The sequence below is a fragment of the Kineosphaera limosa NBRC 100340 genome, assembly GCF_000298215.1.
Taxonomy (GTDB): domain Bacteria; phylum Actinomycetota; class Actinomycetes; order Actinomycetales; family Dermatophilaceae; genus Kineosphaera; species Kineosphaera limosa.
In genome coordinates this window covers 26,707-45,173 of the sequence record NZ_BAHD01000045.1, presented here as the reverse complement: position 1 = coordinate 45,173, position 18,467 = coordinate 26,707, and the positions used below count along the sequence as shown (strand labels likewise).

The following is an 18,467-nucleotide window of genomic DNA, read 5'->3' as shown; positions in this document are numbered from 1 at the left end:
TCTCGCCGGACGCGCTATCGCGCTGCGATCGGCGCCCAACACGAGCAGGAGGTGTCATGCGACCGTTCGACCCGCGCGTGCTGCGGCTGGTGCCGGCGGCGCGAGGGCCGCTGGTGGCGCTGCTCGTATTGGGGGTGGTCGCCGGGCTGGCAGCCATCGGCCAGGCGTTCGCGATCGCCGGGGTCGTGCTGGCGATCGCGCAGCCGGACGGCCGGGACCTGCTGGCGGCGCTGTTGTGGGCCGCGGTGGCCTTCGGGGTGCGGGGCGCGGCGCTGGCTGCGACGGAGGCGGTGGCGACGCACGCGGGAGCGGTCGTCTCCGGAGGGTTGCGGGCCCGGCTGAGCGCGGCGCTGCTGACCCGGCGAGCCGAGGAGGCGCCGTCGGCCCAGGAGGCGACGACGCTGCTCACGGCGGGCGCGACGAGCGTGGAGCCGTATGTCGCCCGGTACCTGCCGACGCTGGTCGCGGCGGCCTTCCTGCCCGTGGCGGCCATCGTGGCCATGGCCACCCTCGACATCTGGACCGCGCTGATCCCGGTGCTGACGGTGCCGCTGCTGCCGCTGTTCGCGGCGCTCATCGGCTCCTCGACGGCGAGCGCGACCAACCGGAGGTGGCGCACCCTCGCGGCCCTCTCTGGGCACTTTCTCGACGTCATGCGCGGGCTGCCGGTGCTCGTCTCCTACGGTCGGGCGCGGCGGCACGCCGGGGTCGTGCGCGAGGTCAGCGAGCAGCACCGCGCGGCGACCGTGCGCACGCTGCGGCTCGCGTTCCTCAGTTCGGCGGCGCTGGAGTTGTTCGCCACGATCTCGGTGGCGATCGTCGCGGTGTGGGTCGGGATTCACCTGGCCGCCGGCTCGATGGCGCTGTCGGTCGCGTTGCCGCTGATCCTGCTGGCGCCGGAGGCGTATTGGCCGATCCGCCGGGTCGGCGCCGAGTTTCACTCCGCGGCCGACGGCGCGGTCGCTCTGGCCCAGATCGCCGACGAGCTGGAGCGGCCGACGGGCGCTGCGCACCGCGTGCCGGAGAGCGATCGGGCGGCCGGTCAACCGGCTGACCCGACCGATCGGCAGGCGTGGGTGCAGGGCGTGAGCTACAGCTACGACCCGGCGTTGCCGCTGGTGCTCGACGGCCTGAGTACCCAACTCGGCTCGTTGGAAGGCAGCGGACTGGTGGTGCTCACCGGGCCCAGCGGGGCCGGAAAGACCACGCTGCTCGAGGTGCTCGCCGGACTGCGCAGCCCCACCGCCGGTCGGGTGCACGTGCCCGGACGCGCGCACCTGGTCGCCCAAACGCCATTTCTCATCGCCTGCACCCTGCGCGACAACCTGCTGGCGCGAGCCGGCGCGCGACCAGAGGGGCCGCCGGGCGACGAGCACCTGGCCGCCGCCCTGGATCGGGTCGGGCTCGGTTACCTCCTGGGTGCGGCTGGGGGCGCCCATGCGGCTGACTCCGAGCGGGACGGCGAGGCCCTTCCTGACGGTCTGGACACGCTGCTCGGCGACGACGGCTTCGGCCTCTCGGCGGGCCAGCGGTCGCGACTCGCTCTCGCCGGCGCCCTGCTGGAGGACGCCCCGGTGCTGTTGCTCGACGAGCCCACCGCGCACCTGGACCCCGACGCGGAGGCCCGCGTGCACGGCCTCCTGACCGAGCTGGCCCGCACCCGCCTCGTGGTCGCGATCAGCCACCGCCACGGCCTCGTCGCGCTGGCGGACCAGATCGTCGAGATTCCGGTAGCCGGCCCCACCACCGAAGGCACCGAAGGCACCGGACCCGACGACGGAACCGCCGACGATCGCCGCGACGCCGGCCTACCGACGGGAGGCCGGCGATGACCGCCGCTGCCGCGCCCAACACCACGCCGGGCGGGCCCGCCGACCAGGCGCTCCCGAGCCCCGCCGAGATCGCGCGGTGGAATGCGCTTGTTCCCGGGGTGCGTGGGGCGTCGCTGCTCGGCACGTTCGCTCTGCTCAGCGGGGTCGCGTTGACGGCGACGTCGGGTTGGCTCATCGTGGCGGCGAGCTTTCAGCCGCAGATCCTCACGCTGCTGGCGGCCATCGTGCTGGTCCGGGCGTTCGGGATGGCGCGGCCTGCGTTGCGCTACGCCGAGCGGCTGCGCTCGCACGACGCGGCGCTGGGCTATCTGGCGCGGCAGCGGGAGGCCGTGTATCGCGCGCTCATCCCGCTCACCCCGGCACGGTTGGGGCGACGCGGCCGCGCGGACGTGCTCGCGGGCGTCGTCGACGACCTCGACGATCTGGCGTTCGCGCAGGTGCGGGTCATCGTGCCGCTGGTCTCGATGGTCGGGGCGGGTCTGTTGGCGGCCTTGCTCGTGTCGCTGGTTCTGGTGCCGGCGGCGCTCATCGTGCTCGCGCTCGTGCTGGCCTGCCTGCTCGTCGGGGTGCTCGGCTGGTGGTTGGAGGCGCGCGCCCAGGCACGGATCGTGGCGGCCCGGGCGCAGGTGACGCGCTGGTCGACGCTTGTGGCGACGCGGCCCCGGGATATCGCCGCGGTCGGCGGCGCGTCGTTCGTGCTGGCCCGTCTGGCGCAGGCGCAGCAGCAGTTGACGCGGGCGCTGGCGGCCCAGGGTCGGGGCCGGGCGGTCGGTGTCGCGCTGACGCCGCTGCTGACGATCGCGGCGACGGCGGCGGTGTGCTTCGTCGTGGCGCCCTGGGTGGCGGACGGGATGCCCACGCCGATCGCCGCGATGATCGTGCTGGTGCCCGTCGCGCTGGCCGATGTCGTGGGCGTCGTGCCCGACGCGGTCGGGGCCTTGGCCCGGGCTCAGGCTGCCAGCCGGCGCCTGCACACCCTGCTCGAGCAGGAGCCCGCCGTCGCCCAAGCGGCGCAGGCGCCGGTGGATGCGGCCGAGGTCGACCCGGCCCCCCGCGCCATCACGATGGCCGACACCCAGAGCGAGAACGACAACGCGGGCGAGAGCGAGAGCGAGAGCGAGAGCGCGGGCGACATCGGGACCGACGCTCCAGGCTCGGGCGTGGCGGTCGACCTGCACGACGTCACGGCACGTTGGGCGGCGCAGCGCCCCGCGCTCGCCGCGGTCGATCTGACCCTGAGACCGGGTGAGGCCGTGACGATCACCGGAGCGAACGGCTCCGGTAAATCGACGCTCCTGGCGGTGCTCGCCCGCCAGCTGGACCCAGACTCCGGCCGCTACGACCTGGCGGGCAGCGACGCGCTGGCCCAGCCGCTGGAGCACACCCGAGCGCAGATCGCGGTGGTCGACGACGAGGTGCACATCTTCGCCTCCACCCTGCGCGAGAACCTGCGGCTCGCCGCCCCCGCCGCAACCGACGAACAGATCGTCGCGGCCATCGGCACGGCAGGCCTGGCCCAGTGGCTGGGAGGCCTGCCCGACGGCCTCGATACGCCCCTGGGTGCAACCCGTCAAGGCGTCTCCGGCGGCGAACGGGCTCGGCTGGGCATCGCCCGCGCGGTCCTCTCCGGTCGGCCGTTGGTGCTGCTGGACGAGCCGGTCGCGCACCTGGACCACCCGACCGCCCAAGCGGTGCTCGCCGACCTGGCCCGCGCCGCCTCCGGTCGCAGTCTGGCCTTGGTGAGCCACCGCGAGGAGACGCTACCCGGGGCCCGCGAACTCCGTCTCCGATAATCGGACGCCCCCCGGCGCCCTCGCGAAGCGCTGACCAGCGCTCGAACGAGCGCATCTCACCAGGACAGCAGCCCGGGCGCCTGACAGGATGGCGAGGTGGCTATCCGACAAGAATCTCCGGGTCGGTGGCACGGTGAGTTGCCGGCCTCGCCATGGCTGGACGAGATCGTCGATCGCATCGACGCCGACCTGCGTGTATTGACAGTCCTGTTGACCGGGTCGTGGGCGCACGGCATGGCGACCGAGCACTCCGACGTCGACCTCATCGTCGTGCTGTCGCGCGACGAGCTCTCCAGTCGGCGCTTTTCGCACGGCGTCGTCGACGTGCACACCGTGACGCTGGAGCGCCTGCGGCACATCCCGCCCGAGCCCGGCCGCTGGTGGGACCGCTACTTCTACTGCCGGGCCCGCCCCGTGCTGGACCACACCGACGGGCACGTGCCATCGCTGGTCACGGCGTGGGCGTGCCTGTCGCCTCCGGAGGTCTTTGCGTGCATCGACTTTCACCTCGAGGGCTACCTGCACTACCTGTACCGCTCGCTGAAGAGCCACCGGGAAAGCCGCGCCCGCTTGGCCCGCCTCGACGCCTGCGAGAGCCTGCCCTGGGCGTTGGCCCTGGCGTTCGGCGCGCACGGCCGGGTGCGCCCCATCAACAAGTACGTCGCGTGGGAGTTGGAGCATCACCCCATCGAGGAGCCTGGCTGGTCCGCCGGCGAAGTCATGGGTTTGATCGAGGCGATCCTCGACACCGGTGACGCCGACGCCCAGCGCACCTTGTTCGGGCTCATCGAGCGCAAGACCCGCCAGCTGGGCTTCGGCGGCGTCATCGACAGCTTCGCCGGCGTCCAGACCCTCCGCGGCTGACCCCGGCGGCCTCCCGCGGTGGCCCACGGCCTCGACAATCCTGGGCGGATCCCCTGCTCGGGGCCTGGCGCCCGAGCCGCTGTGGGACAGTGACAGGTGCCGCCGCCGACGGGCCGGACCACCCGACGAGGCGCGCGTCAACGAAGGTCGACAGGGCGGAGGAGCAGCATGTCCGAGCAGGAGCACGGGTCGGAAGGCCGGGCGCGAGCGGACGCCGCAGCGGACCGCGAACCCCCCTCCGCTGCCTCCCAACCCGTAGTCCCTGCCTCGGCCCAGCCGGCAGACGCCGCCTCGCGGGACTACGCCCGCGGCTGGGGAGCGCAGTCGCAGACGGCCTACGAGCAGGGCCACTCCGGCGGCTGGGGCGGCCCGGGCCACGCCGCCGCCACCGGCCCCATACCCCGATTCCGCCACCGGGAGCCCGACCCCAGCCCCGAGCTCGACCCCGTCGAGCCCGACCCCTCCGAGCCCGACCCCGCCCCCGAGCTGCGCTCCGCCCCCTCGCCGGCCGACTCCACCTCCTCGCCGAAAGTCCCGCTACCGGTCGAAAGCCACAGTTCACACTCTGCCTCTCGACCAGTAGCGGGGCTTTCGGCGGAGGGTGGGGACGGCCGGCCGGAGGCGGAGGACGCCGGGGGTGGCCCGACGTGGGCCGGAGAGGGTGTCGGCGGGTTCACCGGGCGGCCGATCGGGTTCCGGCGGCGCGTGACCAAGGCGCTGGCGCCGATCGCGATGTGGATCGTCATCGGGTACCTGCTCGTCGACTACATGCGCACGATCTACCTCGCTTCGAGCGCCGCGGCGCTCGGCGCGCCGGCCGACCTGGGGGCCGTCGTCGTGACCGTGATCGCGGGGCTGCTGAAGGTGGTGGCGTTGGCCTGCCTGGCCCGGCTGTTCCTCGAGGCCTGCGTGCATCTGGCCGAGCTGGCAGCGCGCCGCGGGTCGCCCCCCGCCTGACCGCAGCTACCCCGGCTCGCCAGCCGCCGCTGGGCGCGCGGCCCGAATCGGCTTGAATAGCGCCATGGTGACCACGAACGATAAGTACCGCGTCTGCGTCGTCTGTTCGGGCAATATCTGCCGCTCGCCGATGGCGGAGGTCGTGCTGCGGGAGGCGTTCACCGACGCCGGGCTGGGCGACCGCGTCGTCGTCGACTCCGCGGGCACCGGCGGCTGGCACCTCGGCGGCGGCGCCGACCGGCGGGCGCTCAACGCCCTGGCCGCGGCCGGATTCGACGGCACGGCCCACCGCGCCCGCCAGATCGAGCCGGACTGGTTCGACGACCGCGACCTCATCCTGTGCGCCGACTCCGGCCACTTGGCCGCGATGCAGCGCATGGGCCGCGACTCCGACGCCGACGTGCGCCTGCTGCGGGAGTTCGATCCGCAGGCCAGCGGCGACCTCGACCTCGCCGACCCCTACTACGGCACCCCGGACGACTTCGAGGAGTGTCTGGAGCAGATCCGCCGCGCCGCGCCCGGCATCGTCGAGCAGGTGCGCGCCGACCTCGGATAGCCGCCCGGAGCCGCACTCCGGACGACGCGCGCCAAACTACCCCTGCGGCCCGCTCTTGGCGGCGCCGTCTTCGTCGGCGGCGGGCATATAAGGCCGCAGATCGGCCTGCGCGCTGCCGAGCACCTCGGTGACAACGACGACCGCGTCGGTGTCGGCGGTGCCCTCCGGATCGTCGTCGCGGCGCTGCGGACGGCGCGTGAGGTAGTGCATGGCGGCCACGATGAGCCGCTGGCGGGCCGCGCTGGCCGGCGGCAACTCGGCCTCCTTCTGCACGGCCATCGGTTGGGTGGCAGCGTCGGCGAGTTGCTCGGCGCGGTCGTCGATGAGGTGCAGCGCGGCGTCGATCCGGTCGGCCACCGGCTCCAGGGCGCCCTGCTCGTAGCCGCGTTCCCGCACGCTGTCGGCCAGATCACGCAGCGACGCCGGGTCGTCGACAATCGCCCGCGACGCGTCCCGCGAGCGCCGGAAATCCAGCGACGCGAGCACGTGTCGGACCACCGAGCGATGCACCGCGTCGCGCGGTGACGGCGGCCCGGAAGGCGAGGCAGTCACTCTCGAAGTGTAGGTGCGGAGGCTGTGGGCGCATCTGGGAAGATGCCGACATGGTTGCGCTTTCCCAGATCACTCCGCCGATCCCCCTCGGTGCGCTCGACGGGCGGTACCGCGGCGCGGTCGCGCCCCTGGTCGATCACCTCAGCGAGGCGGCGCTCAACCGCGAGCGGGTTCGGGTGGAGGTCGAGTGGCTGGCGCATCTGACGAGCACCCAGGTCGTGCCGGGAGTGCGAGCGCTGACCGACGCGGAGCTGGCCCGGTTGCGAGCGATCGTCGACGATTTCGGCGCGGACGACATCGCCGAACTCGCCGCGATCGAGAAGGAGACGGTGCACGACGTCAAGGCCGTCGAGTACTACCTCAAGCGTCGGCTACCCAGCGTGCTGGAGGGCGACGACGCGCAGGAGGCCGCGCAGCTGGCCGAGCTCATCCACTTCTGCTGCACGAGCGAGGACGTCAACAACCTCTCGTACGCGCTGATGGTCCGCGATGCGGTGACGCGGGTGTGGCTGCCGGCCGCGACGGGCCTCGTCGACCAGCTCGCCGACCTGGCCCACCAGCTGGCGGACACCCCGCTGCTGGCGCACACGCACGGGCAGCCTGCGACCCCGACGACGATGGGCAAGGAGCTCGCGGTCCTCGCCTACCGCCTGCGCCGCCAACTGCGCCGCGTCGAGTCCGCCCACTACCTGGGCAAACTCAACGGCGCGACCGGCACGTTCGGCGCGCACGTCGTCGCCGTGCCGCAGGCCGACTGGCCGCAGGTCAGCCGCACGTTCGTCGAGGGCCTCGGCCTGACGTGGAATCCGTTGACGACCCAGATCGAGAGCCACGACTGGCAGGCCGAGCTGTACGCCGACATCGCCCGCTTCAATCGGGTGCTGCACAACCTGTGCACCGACGTGTGGACCTACATCTCGATGGGCTACTTCGCGCAGGTCCGCGGGCAGGGCACCGTCGGGTCCAGCACGATGCCGCACAAGGTCAACCCGATCCGATTCGAGAACGCCGAGGCCAACCTCGAGGTGAGCAACGCCCTCCTCGACGTGCTGGCCACCACCCTCGTCAACTCGCGGCTGCAACGCGACCTCACCGACTCCTCGATGCAGCGCAACATCGGCACGGCGCTGGGCCACGGCATGCTGGCCATCGACAACGTGCGCCGCGGCCTGGCCGGTCTCGACGCGGTGCCGGAGGCGATGGCGGCAGACCTCGACGCCAACTGGGAGGTGCTCGGTGAGCCCGTGCAGTCGGCGATGCGGGCGCTGGGCGCCCAGGGGGTGCCGGGCATGGAGAACCCCTACGAGCGGCTCAAGGAGCTGACCCGCGGGCGCCGCATCACCGGTGACGACCTGCGCGAGTTCGTCCGCAGCCTAGGCCTGCCGGCCGACGTCGAGGCTCGCCTGGTCGAGCTGACCCCCGCCGGCTACGTCGGCCTGGCGCCCCGCCTCGTGCGCGACTACCTGGCCTGACCGGCCGCACGACGTCGAGCCGCGGACAACGTCGGCGGGCGGGCCGGTGATCGATCACCGGCCCGCCCGCTGCACTTCCTCGATGAACCGTCAGTAGCGGAAGCGCCCCACGAGACTCCGCAGGTCGGCGGCGCGGGCGGCCAGCTCGGTGGCGGCCTGCTCGGTGGTCGCCGCGGCCCCGGTGGAGTTGCCGGCCGCCGAGGAGGCCGAACTCAGCTCCCCGGTGATCAGCCGGGCGACCTTCGTGGCCTCGCCGACGTTGCGGCCCATCTCGTTGGTCGTCGCCGTCTGCTCCTCCACGGCGGAGGCGATCGTGGCCTGGGAGTCGTTGATCTGGCTGATGATCGCGCTGATCTCGCTGATCGCGGCGACCGCGGCCTCGGTGTCGAGCTGGATGGCCTCGACGCGGCGGCCGATGTCTTCGGTGGCCTTGCTCGTCTCCTGGGCCAGGTCCTTGACCTCGTTGGCAACAACGGCGAAACCCTTGCCGGCCTCGCCGGCGCGCGCGGCCTCGATCGTCGCGTTCAGCGCCAACAGGTTGGTCTGCTCGGCGATGCTCGTGATGGTTTTCACGACGTTCCCGATCTCGATGCTGGACTCACCGAGCTTGGCGACGGTCGCGTTCGTGGAGTCGGCCACGTGCACGGCCTGCGCGGCGATGCCCGCGGCATCGTTGGCCGAGCGGCTGATCTCCCGGATCGAGGTCGTCATCTCCTCGGTGCCGGCGGCAACGGTCTGGATGCGCTGGGTCACCGAGTCCGCCGAGCCAGAGGCGACGCCCAGGCGCGAGGCGGCCTGCTCCGAACCGGAGCCCACCTGCTGGGACACGTCCTTGAGCTGCTCGCCGGCTTGGGCCACTACCCCGGCGGTGGTCGACACCTGAGCCATGAGCTGGCGCAGTCGGTCCTGCGCGGCGCGCAGCGACTCGGCCATGCGGGCGATCTCGTCGCCGCCGCGCACCTGCGGGTCGTGGGTGAGGTCGCCGTCGGCGAGCGCGCCGAGCGCCTCCTCCATGCCCTCGACCTGCGCGCTCAGGCGGCGGGCGGCACGCACGGTGAGCACGGTGATGAGCACCAACGCCACGAGGATCGTGAGGATCTGCAGCACGCGAGCCAGACCGGCCGAGGCGCTCGCATCCGCCTGGATGGCGGCGACCCGGGCGTTGACCGAGGAGTTGACGGCCGTCATCGCCTGCTGCGCCTGCGTGAACGCCTGTGCGCCCGGCCCGGCGATCATGCTGTTGGCCTGCCGGGTCGCGGTCTCGTTCCCCTGGCGGTAGGCGGCTTCGGCGCGGCCGTTGACCTCGAAGAACTGGGCCCAGGCGGCGCTGGCGGCGTCGAACTGGGCCTTCTCGTCGGCGGTCAACTGGTCGACGGGCATGGCCTGCAGACCGTCTTGCACGCGGGTCGCCGCCGCCTGGTAGTTGGCGTAGTTGGCTTGGTTGGGCGCGAACGCCGCCTCCTGGCCGGAGCGCACGACATCCCAGGCGTAGGAGAACTGGTTGCCGCGCACCTCCGCGCCGGCGCGGCCGAGCACGGACGAGGAGATCGCGGCCTGACGGATGGTGTTCACCTGGTCGAGGTAGCCGTTGTAGCGGGCCTGCGAGCCGAACGAGATGACCCCGACGACGATCGCGGCGATGGCACCGATGGCGCCGATCAACACGAGTCGCCCGACGAGCCCCGCGCCCGGCCGGGTGCGCTCGTCGGTGTCGGCGCCCTGGTGCGCGGCAGTTGACATGTCACTCCTCTACCGGGCAGGCCCGGTTTCTGTCCCACTGGCCCGTTACTCGGGCTCACCCTGACAAGTCGGCCGATTCGGCCGCGACTCAAGGGACTAGACGTGGTTGGGGGGCACCGAATTTCCGCGACGAGGCGATCTGCCCAGGGCGCCATAGCACTTGCCGCGGGAGGCAGCGCCGCCACCCCGGCGTGGGCCCCGGAACATGCTGCGAGAAGGGTCGGTTGGATGATGGAGTGAGGCGACAACTCAAGGGTTAGGAGACCGACATGGCCGACACCACATTCAGCGTCAGCGGCATGACGTGCGAGCACTGCAGCAAGGCGGTCAGCGCCGAGCTCGGCGAACTGGAAGGCGTGCGCGAAGTGAGCATCGAGCTGGTCCCCGGGGGCACCTCCACCGTGCGGCTGGAAGGTGAGCCGCTGCCCGAGCAGGGAGCGATCGCCGAGGCCGTCGCCGAGGCCGGGGACTACACCGTCGCCTTCTGAGCCCGCGTCGTCGCAGGAGCACACCCCAATGACTCACCCATGACTACGGTCACCGGCAGCGCCACCGCCGATGCCCCGTCCGAGCACGAGATCGACCTGGCCATCGGCGGCATGACGTGCGCTTCGTGCTCCTCGCGGGTCGAGCGCAAGCTCAACAAGCTCGACGGCGTGCGGGCCCAGGTCAACCTCGTCACCGAGCAGGCGCACGTGCGCTTCCGCGACCCGATCGCGCCGGCCGATCTGGTGGCCGCCGTCGAGCGCACCGGATACAGCGCCAGCGTGCTCGACGCGCCGGAGGCGGCCGATGGGCGGTCGGATGGGCGGAAGTCGTCGGTGGGAATCGCGGCGACGTCGACCGACCAGGCTGCGGCGAACGACAACGCCCCGGCCCCGGACTCACCGCATGCCGTGCCGAAGCGCCCCTCGCGGTGGGCGCGGCTGCGCCGGCTGTTCGAGGCGGCCGACCTGCGACGCCGGTTGTGGGTCTGCGCGGCGCTGACCCTGCCGCTGGTGCTCATCGCGATGACCCCGCTGGGGCACGGACTGGGCGACACCCGCCCGTGGGTGGAGCTGGCGCTGGCGTTGCCGGTGGCGACCTGGGGTGCGTGGCCGTTCCACCGGGCTGCGGCGATCAACGCCCGGCACGGGGCATCGACGATGGACACGCTGGTGAGCCTCGGGGTGAGCGCCGCATTCGGCTGGTCACTCGTGGCGACACTCACCGGGCAGACCGGGCACTTGTGGTACGAGACAGCTGCGGTCATCACGACGTTCCTGCTGGCCGGCCGGGTCGCGGAGGCGCGGGCCCGCCGAGAAGGCCGCTCGGCGCTGCAGAGCCTGCTGGACCTGCGCCGCGGCGACGTGACGGTGCTCGTGCCGGGCCACGACGGCGGCACGACGCACGAGCGGGTGCCGGTCGAGCGGCTCGGCGTGGGCGACCGCTTTCTCGTGCGCCCCGGCGAGAAGGTGGCGGCCGATGGGGTGGTTCTCGAGGGCGCCAGCGCGATCGATGCGTCGCTGGTGACCGGCGAGTCGATGCCGGTCGAGGTCGGGGTGGGCGATCAGGTCGTCGGCGGCACGATCAACACGGTCGGGCTGCTCGTCGTGCAGGCGCAGGCCGTCGGCGCCGACACCGTGCTGGCCGGCATCACCCGCCTCGTCGAACAGGCGCAGACCGGTAAGGCGCCGGTGCAGCGCCTCGCCGACCGCGTCAGCTCGGTCTTCGTGCCCGTCGTGTTGGCGTTGTCGGCGCTGACGTTCATCGGCTGGATGCTCACCGGCAGTCCCTTCACCACGGCGTTGAGCAGCGCCGTCGCGGTGCTCGTCGTCGCGTGCCCGTGCGCGCTCGGCCTGGCCACCCCCACCGCGCTCCTTGCCGGCACCGGCCGGGGGGCCCAACTCGGGGTGCTCATCAAGGGCCCGGAGATCCTCGAATCCACCCGCCGGGTCGACGTCGTGCTGCTCGACAAGACGGGAACGGTGACGACCGGCCGGATGCGGCTCGTCGGCATCACCCCGGCCGGACGCCTGACCCCCACGGCGGCGCTTCAAGCCGCAGCCGCGGTGGAGGTCGGCAGCGAACATCCGGTGGCGCAGGCGATCGTCACGAGCGCCCGCGAGCGGAATCTGGCGTTGCCGCCGGCTGCCAACATCACCGCCCAGCCCGGCTCTGGGGTGCGCGGCTCGATCAAGGGCACGCAGGTGACGGTGGGCCGGCCCGAGCTCTTCGACAAGGTGCCGGAGCAGATCGCCGGCCCCGACCCCGCCGGCACGACGGTCTACGTCGGCTGGGGCGGGGTGGCCCGCGCGGCGTTGACGGTGGCCGACGGGGTGCGCCCCGACTCCGCGCACGGCATCGAACGGCTGCATGAGCTGGGCCTGCGCACCTACCTGCTGACCGGCGACAACGCCGCCACCGCGGCGGGGGTGGCCCGCGACATCGGGATCGAGGCGGGCGACGTCTTCGCCGGGGTGCGCCCCGACGAGAAGCACGAGGTAGTGCAGCGGCTGCGACGCCAGGGGCATGTCGTGGCGATGGTGGGCGACGGGGTCAACGACGCGGCCGCGCTGGCCGAGGCCGACCTGGGCATCGCCATGGGCTCCGGCACCGACATCGCGATGGAGTCGGCCGACATCGTGCTGATGCGCCCGCAGGTCGCCGCCGTCGCCGACGCGATCCATCTCTCCCGGCGGACCCTACGCATCTGCCTGGAGAATCTCGCCTGGGCGTTCGGCTACAACGTCGTCGCGCTGCCGTTGGCCGCGTTCGGCATCATCAGCCCGATGGTCGCCGGCATCGCGATGGCCAGCTCCAGCGTCATCGTGGTGCTCAACTCGCTGCGTCTGCGCCGCGTCGGGCACGCCCCGCAGGACGAGGCCGAGCGGCCACACGACGGGGCGGACGACCGTGCGGCCGTGCCGGTGGGCTGACGGCGGTAGGACCGGGGCCGCTGACCTGCCGCCCAGTTCGTCAGAGGGTGACGGGGCCGTTCGTGGTCTGGAAGGTGACGCTGAGCAGACCGGCCTGACCGTGGGGAGCGATGAAGTCGAAGGTGATGTCGGGCGCCTTGTAATCGAGCGCCACGCCCAGCCATTCTCTGACCCGGTCGGGGTCGCCGGCGACGCACATCGCGCTCAGCGCGACCTGCGGCTCCACCTCCGCGGCGCGGGAGGGGTGCAACTCGATGTTGGCGTACTGGACGAAGAACGGCAGCTGGGGGTCGCTCATCAGCCCCTTGACGCCCAGCTGACGCCAGTTCAGGGTGCGGCCGTCGGGAAACACCCGGTGCCCGTCGACGGAGGTGCGGCCCAGGCGCGCCTCGTACGGGGCGAGGTCGTCGACCCGCACGACCCAGCCCATCCACCCGCCACCTTGTTCGGAGCGAGCGCGGACGGCCTGACCGAACGGGGCCTTGTCGCACACCGGATGGTCGAGCACCTCGACGACCTCGACGTACCGGCAGCCGGCCAGCGGGAGAATGACATTGCGGGTGCCGAAAGTGGGATGTACTCCCCCGTTGATCGGCCGGATACCCAAGGCTGCACCGAGCCGCTCCGCCGTTGCGCGGACCCCGTCGTGCTCGGCGGCATAGGAGACGTGATCGAGTCGCATGCGGTCATCGTTACACAGGCCGATGGCCCTTCCGAACCGTGGGTGACCTCACCCACGCCCCTCGACCACACACTGAAATGTGCGCTCAACGACGCTGGCGGACAGCCTCATACGCGACGATCGCCGCGGAGGTCGCCACGTTGAGGGAGTCGGCGCGCCCCGCCATCGGAATCCGGACGCGGTAGGTGGCCGCCGCCAGCGCGGCGTCGGTCAGCCCGGTCTTCTCGGCGCCGACGGCGATGGCGACGGGCCCGGTGTAGTCGACGTCGGCGTAGTGAAGGTCGGTGTCGGGTGTGGTCGCCACGAGCGCTATGCCGTGCTCGGCCAGCCACGCGAGAACCGCCTGGGTGCTGTCGGCAGCAACGGGCACGCTGAACACGGTGCCCTTGCTCGCGCGCACAAGGTTGGGGTTGCTCCAGTCGGTCACCGGGTCGGCGGCCAGCACCGCGTCGACCCCTGCCCCGTCGGCGGTGCGCAGCATGGCGCCGAGGTTGCCGGGCTTCTCCACGGCCTCGGCCAGCAGCAGCAGTGGCGACTGCGGCAGGCGCAGCGCCGCCAGGTCCGCTGCGACGGAGTCGGCGACGGCCAGAATGCCGTCGGGACCCTCGCGGTAGGCGACCTTCTCGAAGACGGGCCGGCTCAGGCGCACGACGTGGCCGACCCCCTCCCGCAGTTGCGGCACGAGCTCGTGTGCGCCTGCGCCGAACAACTCGGGGCAGTAGTACAGCTCGCGCAGCCGGGCCCCGGCGGTGGTGGCGAGCAGGGTCTCTTCGAGCCCCTCGACGAGCGTGAGCCCGGCATCGCTACGCGCCCGCCGCCGGCGCAGGCCGACGAGCGTCTTGACGCGCGGGTTAGCGGCGCTCGTGATGTGCAGGTCGGCCATGACTCAGCCATCATCACACGTCGTCGACCCGGCCTGCGCGGGTCCGGTCGGGTCAGGCGGTGCGGACGATGGGGTACAGCGGAGCGTCGGGCAGCCCCTCGCCGTCGACGAGCATGTCGGCCATGTCGCGCAGGGCACGCGCGTAGCCGAGCACGTAGTCCTCCTCGCTGCCCGGCACCGTGCCGGGCTCGGCGCCGACGGTGACGGCGGACAACTGCGGAACCATTCGTTCGGCCCAGGCTCGGATGCAACCGGCGATGGCCACGTGGTTGGGGTACAGCTCGGGGTACCGGGCGGTGAACTCGTCGCCCAGTCCCAGTGACACCAGACCCACCTGCTCAGGGGTACGCATGTCTTCTTCTCCTCCGTGAGTAATGCTCCATGTGCATCCCTCATCGTCCGGAGCACGCATTCGCATAATGTTTCTGCGACACGTCACCTACGCATTTTCTTACACTTGCATTCCCCCTCGAAAACACCGGATAATTGCGTGGAATCCACTCTCTATCAGTGGCTTTCGCTCGCGAGCGACCCGTTCAAGACGCGACTTTATCGGACGTCCAAAAACACAGCAAAGCGTCTTGGACGGCTTTATATCGGACGTCCTGAAAGGCCTGCGGGCGTCTTGGACGCGTCTCTATCAGACGTTCAGTACGGGGCGCTGGCACCCGCCAGCGCCCAGCCTCAGTGGCGGGTCAGTGGCGGGTCAGTGGCGCTCAGTGGGCGGCGGGAACGGCGGCCAGCACCGGCACGAGTCCGTCGTCGGTGACGTCGAGGGTCTGCAGATCGGCGACGTCGACCACTTCGGCCGGAGCGTTACCCATGGCGACGCCGCAGGCGGCCCAGGCGAGCATCTCCAGGTCGTTGCGCTGGTCGCCGACGGCGACGGTGCGGGCGCGGTCGATGCCCAGGCGAGCGCGCACCCCCTCCAAGGCGCTGGCCTTGGAAACCCCGGCGGGAGCGACGTCGAGCCAGGCGGTGAACCCGACGGCGTAGTTCACGCCGTGCAGCCCGAGCCGTTCGACGGCGTGTGCGAACTCTTCGACGTGAGCGTCGGGGCTGTAGAACGTCAAACGGGTAGTCGGGGAGCCGGTCAACTCGTCCCAGCTGGAGATGCGCAGCCGCCCGGACAGGTCGCCGTCGGGGAACGGCCCGCTGATGTCGAATCCGACGCCGACGCGTTCGACGGCGAAGACGGCCCCCGGCCACGCGTCGCGCAGCAGGTCCAGGGCGGGTCGGGGGTCGAAGGTGACCTGGTCGACGATGCGGTAGCCGCGCCGTTCGTGCTGGTCCAGCCGCAGGGTGACGGCGCCGTTGGAGCACACGGCGTAGCCGCTGCGCAGGCCGAGGGCGTCGATGACGGGCCGCGCCTCAAGCAGGGAGCGTCCGGTGGCGATAACGACGTCGTGCCCGGCGGCCACGGTCTGGCGCACGGCGCCGTAGACCTCTTCGGAGAGGGTGCCGTCGTGGTGCAGTGTCGTGCCGTCGATGTCGAGGGCGACCAGGTGCCGACCCGCGGGGGTGCCCAGGTCGAGGGTCCGGCCGGTCTGGCCGGTGGTGGGGGCCCCGAGGGGTCCGGAGTTGAGCGTCAGGCTCACGTGTTTCCTTTCGATGATCCGCCCCTGCAGGCCACCGCGCTGCCGTCGCATGATGACGGCGCCGGCTGCGGTGGCGAATACGGGCCCGTCCCGGGCGCCGCAGCGGATCTGATGGGTCGTTGAGGTAGCAATGCGCAACACTCTGCGGGCGCAAGTTGTTCCCCACGTCACGTGCGGATGACGAATCGGCGACGAGCCTGGTAACCCCCGGCGACCTGGTCGGCTGGGCGCGAGTCGGCCCGGGCAACCGTTGGTCGCCCGGGCCGATCCGTTGTCCTCCCGTTTCCCCGGGTCTTGTTACTCCTGCACCTTCAACGCCTGGCGCAGGGAGAGGCGGCCACCGGTCTGCAGCAGGCTGCGGCGGTAGATGCGTTCGCCGAGCCAGATCATGAGTGCCGCGAAGGCGAGCGTGATGCCGAGGGAGATCACCGGCTCCCACCACTGCGCGGTGCCGGCCAGAAGGCGGGCGGGCATCGTGATGACGGAGGCGATCGGCACATAGGAGGCGATGACCTGCACGGTGCCGGTGCCCATCATCCCCAGGAAGAGCAGCGCGACGAGCAGCAGCGTCATCGGCATGGTCGTGGCCTGCAGGTCTTCGCTGCGGCTGGCGAGCGAGCCGCAGACGGCCCACACGCAGGCGAGGGCAAGGAAACCGACGAGGAAGAACACGAGGAACCACGCCGAGGGCCCCATGAGCGAGGGCAGGAACGTCGAATAGTCGGTGAAGCTGAGGCCGACGAGACCGACGCCGACGAAGAGCACCATCTGCCCCAGCGCCAGCACAGTGTTGCCGAGCACCTTGCCGATGAGCAACTGGCGCAGCGGCATGGCGGTCGCGAGGATCTCCACGATGCGGGACTGCTTCTCCTCCACGACGCTGTTGGCGATGGCCATGCCGAACATGATCGAGGCCATGTAGAAGAGGAACGCGAAGACGAACCCGGCGAGCGTGCGCACCATCTCGCCTTCGTTGTCGAGCTCGCCGGCCAGCGAATCGACTTGCATCACCGAGTCGGCCGCGAGCTGCTGCATCGAGGTGCCGGCCGCGGCGGCGTTGGCCGCCATGACGTGTTCGCGCACGCTGGCGCCGACCGAGGCCTGCAGTTGGTTGCCGGGAGTGTCGTGCCCGGTGAGCACCCACGCCTGGCCGTCCTGATGCAGCCAGGCGTCGACGCTGCCGTCCTGTACGGCCGCGCGGGCGGCGTCGTCGCTCGGGTAGGTCGCGGGCTCGATGTTGGAGCTGCCCAGGCCGGGGATGCCGGCCTGGCCACTGGCGGAGACGATCTGCGCGGCTGTCGGGTTCGTGACCGCCACCTGGCTCGTGGAGTCGGCCATCCGCTGGGCCATGAACGCCTGGAAGGCGAACATGCCGATGATCAACACGATGGTGAAGCCCGTGGAGATCAGGAAGTTGCGGTCGGTGATGCGGGCCACGATCTCGCGGGTCGTGACGATCGGCCACGCGGCCGAACCGTTGCTGGGCTGCTGGTCGGCCGCCTGCGCGGGGACCTGCTCGCGGGTGTCGATGCTCATGCGGAGAACTCCTTGGCCTTGTCACCAGCAAAGTCGAGCGCGTGGTCGCCGTCGTGCACGTTGTGGGCGTCGGCTGTGACCTCGCGGTAGATCTCGGACAGCGGCGGCACGATGCGCGCGAACTCCCGAATGGAGCCGCGGCGCAGCGCATGCTCAAGCAGTTCGCGTTCGGCACCGGGGGTCATCACCTCGAGCACGGCGGTGTTGCCTTCGACGTCGGCGACGTACAGACCGGGCAGGTCGCGGGTCCAGCCCGCATCGCCGTCGAGCACGAGCCGGTGCCGAACGGGGGCGTCGCCGCGAAGCTGGTCGGCGGTGCCCTTGCCGACAACTTTGCCGCGGGCCAGGATGACGAGGCCGTCGCAGAGACGTTCGACGAGGTCGAGCTGGTGGGAGCTGAACAGGATCGGGACGCCGCGGCGGGAGTGCTCGCGCAGCACGGCCGCCATTTGGTCGACGGCGGTGGGGTCGAGCCCGGAGAACGGTTCGTCGAGCACGAGGGCGGTGGGCTGTGCCATGACCGCGGCGATGATCTGCACGCGCTGCTGGTTGCCGAGGGACAGCTTCTCGACGTGATCCTGGGCGCGCTCGCCGAGGCCGAAGCGTTCGAGGTGGTCGGTGGCGGACGCGCGGGCTGCCTTCTGGCTCATGCCGTGCAGGCGGCCGAGGTAGACGAGCTGGTCGATGATCCGCTGCTTGGGATACAGGCCGCGCTCTTCGGGCATGTAACCGAAGGTCTTGCGGTCGGCGAGGGTGATGGGGCGCCCGTTGACGAGAACCTGCCCGCCGTGGATGGCCAGCACCCCCATGATCATGCGCATCGTCGTGGTCTTGCCGGCGCCGTTGCCGCCGACGAAGCCGATGAGCTGTCCGTCGGGGACGTCGAAACTCACGTTGTCTACGGCGGTGTGGTCCCCGAACCGCCTGGTCAGCTGCTCTACTTGGAGCACGGTGCTTCCCCTTCGTCGATGGGCGTTGGGAGCTGGTAGCCCGTCGGTCACCGGCGGTGACCGCACTCCTCCAAGCTACGAAACCTCACTCCGAGGCGGATCCCCCCGAAGGCGGATTCGCCAGGCCGTTCAGG

16 protein-coding genes are annotated in these 18,467 nt (G+C 71.6%); 8 read left to right on the top strand and 8 right to left on the bottom strand.

All coding sequences use genetic code 11. From position 1 onward, the window contains the following. Positions 1 to 56: 56 nt before the first annotated feature. The 5 genes from KILIM_RS13375 to KILIM_RS13355 all read left to right on the top strand — a co-directional run bounded on the left by KILIM_RS13375 (position 57) and on the right by KILIM_RS13355 (position 6,002). Positions 57 to 1,832: an ABC transporter ATP-binding protein/permease gene (locus KILIM_RS13375; protein ID WP_006593240.1), complete on the top strand. Its 1,776-nt coding sequence runs from the start codon at positions 57 to 59 to the stop codon at positions 1,830 to 1,832. Next, positions 1,829 to 3,625, top strand: coding sequence for a thiol reductant ABC exporter subunit CydC (gene cydC, locus KILIM_RS13370; protein ID WP_006593239.1), 1,797 nt, complete (start codon positions 1,829 to 1,831; stop codon positions 3,623 to 3,625). The genes KILIM_RS13375 and cydC overlap by 4 nt, the downstream gene beginning before the upstream one ends. Before the next feature lie 96 nt (positions 3,626 to 3,721). Next, positions 3,722 to 4,489, top strand: a complete 768-nt coding sequence (locus KILIM_RS13365; protein ID WP_006593238.1) for a nucleotidyltransferase domain-containing protein — start codon at positions 3,722 to 3,724, stop codon at positions 4,487 to 4,489. A 168-nt stretch (positions 4,490 to 4,657) separates the two neighbouring features. Next, a complete protein-coding gene (locus KILIM_RS23705; protein ID WP_006593237.1) occupies positions 4,658 to 5,446 on the top strand; it encodes a hypothetical protein in 789 nt (262 codons plus the stop codon). Positions 5,447 to 5,510: 64 nt separating this feature from the next. Then, positions 5,511 to 6,002, top strand: coding sequence for a low molecular weight protein-tyrosine-phosphatase (locus KILIM_RS13355; protein WP_006593236.1), 492 nt, complete (start codon positions 5,511 to 5,513; stop codon positions 6,000 to 6,002). Positions 6,003 to 6,038: 36 nt separating this feature from the next. Here the strand turns inward: KILIM_RS13355 and KILIM_RS13350 are convergent, their stop codons facing one another. After that, positions 6,039 to 6,554: a hypothetical protein gene (locus KILIM_RS13350; RefSeq protein ID WP_157551705.1), complete on the bottom strand. Its 516-nt coding sequence runs from the start codon at positions 6,552 to 6,554 to the stop codon at positions 6,039 to 6,041. Positions 6,555 to 6,604: 50 nt separating this feature from the next. Between KILIM_RS13350 and purB the strand changes: the two genes are divergently transcribed. Continuing rightward, complete coding sequence (gene purB, locus KILIM_RS13345; RefSeq protein ID WP_006593234.1) at positions 6,605 to 8,026, top strand: adenylosuccinate lyase; 1,422 nt, start codon at positions 6,605 to 6,607, stop codon at positions 8,024 to 8,026. Positions 8,027 to 8,116: 90 nt separating this feature from the next. Here purB and KILIM_RS13340 read toward each other — a convergent pair whose 3' ends face one another. Beyond that, positions 8,117 to 9,766, bottom strand: coding sequence for a methyl-accepting chemotaxis protein (locus tag KILIM_RS13340; RefSeq protein WP_006593233.1), 1,650 nt, complete (start codon positions 9,764 to 9,766; stop codon positions 8,117 to 8,119). A gap of 269 nt (positions 9,767 to 10,035) precedes the next feature. On the opposite strand from KILIM_RS13340, the gene KILIM_RS13335 reads away from it, so the two are divergent. Then, a complete protein-coding gene (locus KILIM_RS13335) occupies positions 10,036 to 10,254 on the top strand; it encodes a heavy-metal-associated domain-containing protein (RefSeq protein ID WP_006593232.1) in 219 nt (72 codons plus the stop codon). A gap of 39 nt (positions 10,255 to 10,293) precedes the next feature. Further along, entirely contained in the window at positions 10,294 to 12,684 is a 2,391-nt protein-coding gene (locus KILIM_RS13330; protein WP_006593231.1) for a heavy metal translocating P-type ATPase, read from the top strand. Between the two features lie 40 nt (positions 12,685 to 12,724). Here the strand turns inward: KILIM_RS13330 and KILIM_RS13325 are convergent, their stop codons facing one another. The 6 genes from KILIM_RS13325 to KILIM_RS13300 form a co-directional block, all read right to left on the bottom strand. Beyond that, positions 12,725 to 13,366, bottom strand: a complete 642-nt coding sequence (locus KILIM_RS13325; protein ID WP_006593230.1) for a VOC family protein — start codon at positions 13,364 to 13,366, stop codon at positions 12,725 to 12,727. 85 nt (positions 13,367 to 13,451) lie between these two features. Next, on the bottom strand, positions 13,452 to 14,249 hold the full coding sequence (locus KILIM_RS13320; RefSeq protein WP_006593229.1) for a TrmH family RNA methyltransferase: 798 nt from the start codon (positions 14,247 to 14,249) through the stop codon (positions 13,452 to 13,454). 52 nt (positions 14,250 to 14,301) lie between these two features. Further along, positions 14,302 to 14,601: a hypothetical protein gene (locus KILIM_RS13315; protein WP_006593228.1), complete on the bottom strand. Its 300-nt coding sequence runs from the start codon at positions 14,599 to 14,601 to the stop codon at positions 14,302 to 14,304. A gap of 364 nt (positions 14,602 to 14,965) precedes the next feature. Continuing rightward, positions 14,966 to 15,847, bottom strand: a complete 882-nt coding sequence (locus KILIM_RS13310) for an HAD family hydrolase (protein ID WP_306302357.1) — start codon at positions 15,845 to 15,847, stop codon at positions 14,966 to 14,968. Between the two features lie 297 nt (positions 15,848 to 16,144). After that, the gene (locus KILIM_RS13305; protein WP_006593226.1) at positions 16,145 to 17,383 is read right to left on the bottom strand and encodes an ABC transporter permease; all 1,239 of its coding nucleotides are present in this window, start codon (positions 17,381 to 17,383) and stop codon (positions 16,145 to 16,147) included. Beyond that, positions 17,380 to 18,333, bottom strand: a complete 954-nt coding sequence (locus KILIM_RS13300; protein WP_006593225.1) for an ABC transporter ATP-binding protein — start codon at positions 18,331 to 18,333, stop codon at positions 17,380 to 17,382. The genes KILIM_RS13305 and KILIM_RS13300 overlap by 4 nt, the downstream gene beginning before the upstream one ends. Positions 18,334 to 18,467 lie beyond the last annotated feature (134 nt).

Excerpts from the sequence above, each read along its gene's own strand:
- purB (WP_006593234.1), top strand. The coding sequence starts at position 6,605 with ATGGTTGCGCTTTCCCAGATCACTCCGCCGATCCCCCTCGGTGCGCTC.
- KILIM_RS13375 (WP_006593240.1), top strand. The coding sequence starts at position 57 with ATGCGACCGTTCGACCCGCGCGTGCTGCGGCTGGTGCCGGCGGCGCGA.
- cydC (WP_006593239.1), top strand. The coding sequence starts at position 1,829 with ATGACCGCCGCTGCCGCGCCCAACACCACGCCGGGCGGGCCCGCCGAC.
- KILIM_RS13320 (WP_006593229.1), bottom strand. The coding sequence starts at position 14,249 with ATGGCCGACCTGCACATCACGAGCGCCGCTAACCCGCGCGTCAAGACG.
- KILIM_RS13335 (WP_006593232.1), top strand. The coding sequence starts at position 10,036 with ATGGCCGACACCACATTCAGCGTCAGCGGCATGACGTGCGAGCACTGC.
- KILIM_RS13340 (WP_006593233.1), bottom strand. The coding sequence starts at position 9,766 with ATGTCAACTGCCGCGCACCAGGGCGCCGACACCGACGAGCGCACCCGG.
- KILIM_RS13330 (WP_006593231.1), top strand. The coding sequence starts at position 10,294 with ATGACTACGGTCACCGGCAGCGCCACCGCCGATGCCCCGTCCGAGCAC.
- KILIM_RS23705 (WP_006593237.1), top strand. The coding sequence starts at position 4,658 with ATGTCCGAGCAGGAGCACGGGTCGGAAGGCCGGGCGCGAGCGGACGCC.
- KILIM_RS13305 (WP_006593226.1), bottom strand. The coding sequence starts at position 17,383 with ATGAGCATCGACACCCGCGAGCAGGTCCCCGCGCAGGCGGCCGACCAG.
- KILIM_RS13325 (WP_006593230.1), bottom strand. The coding sequence starts at position 13,366 with ATGCGACTCGATCACGTCTCCTATGCCGCCGAGCACGACGGGGTCCGC.
- KILIM_RS13355 (WP_006593236.1), top strand. The coding sequence starts at position 5,511 with ATGGTGACCACGAACGATAAGTACCGCGTCTGCGTCGTCTGTTCGGGC.
- KILIM_RS13315 (WP_006593228.1), bottom strand. The coding sequence starts at position 14,601 with ATGCGTACCCCTGAGCAGGTGGGTCTGGTGTCACTGGGACTGGGCGAC.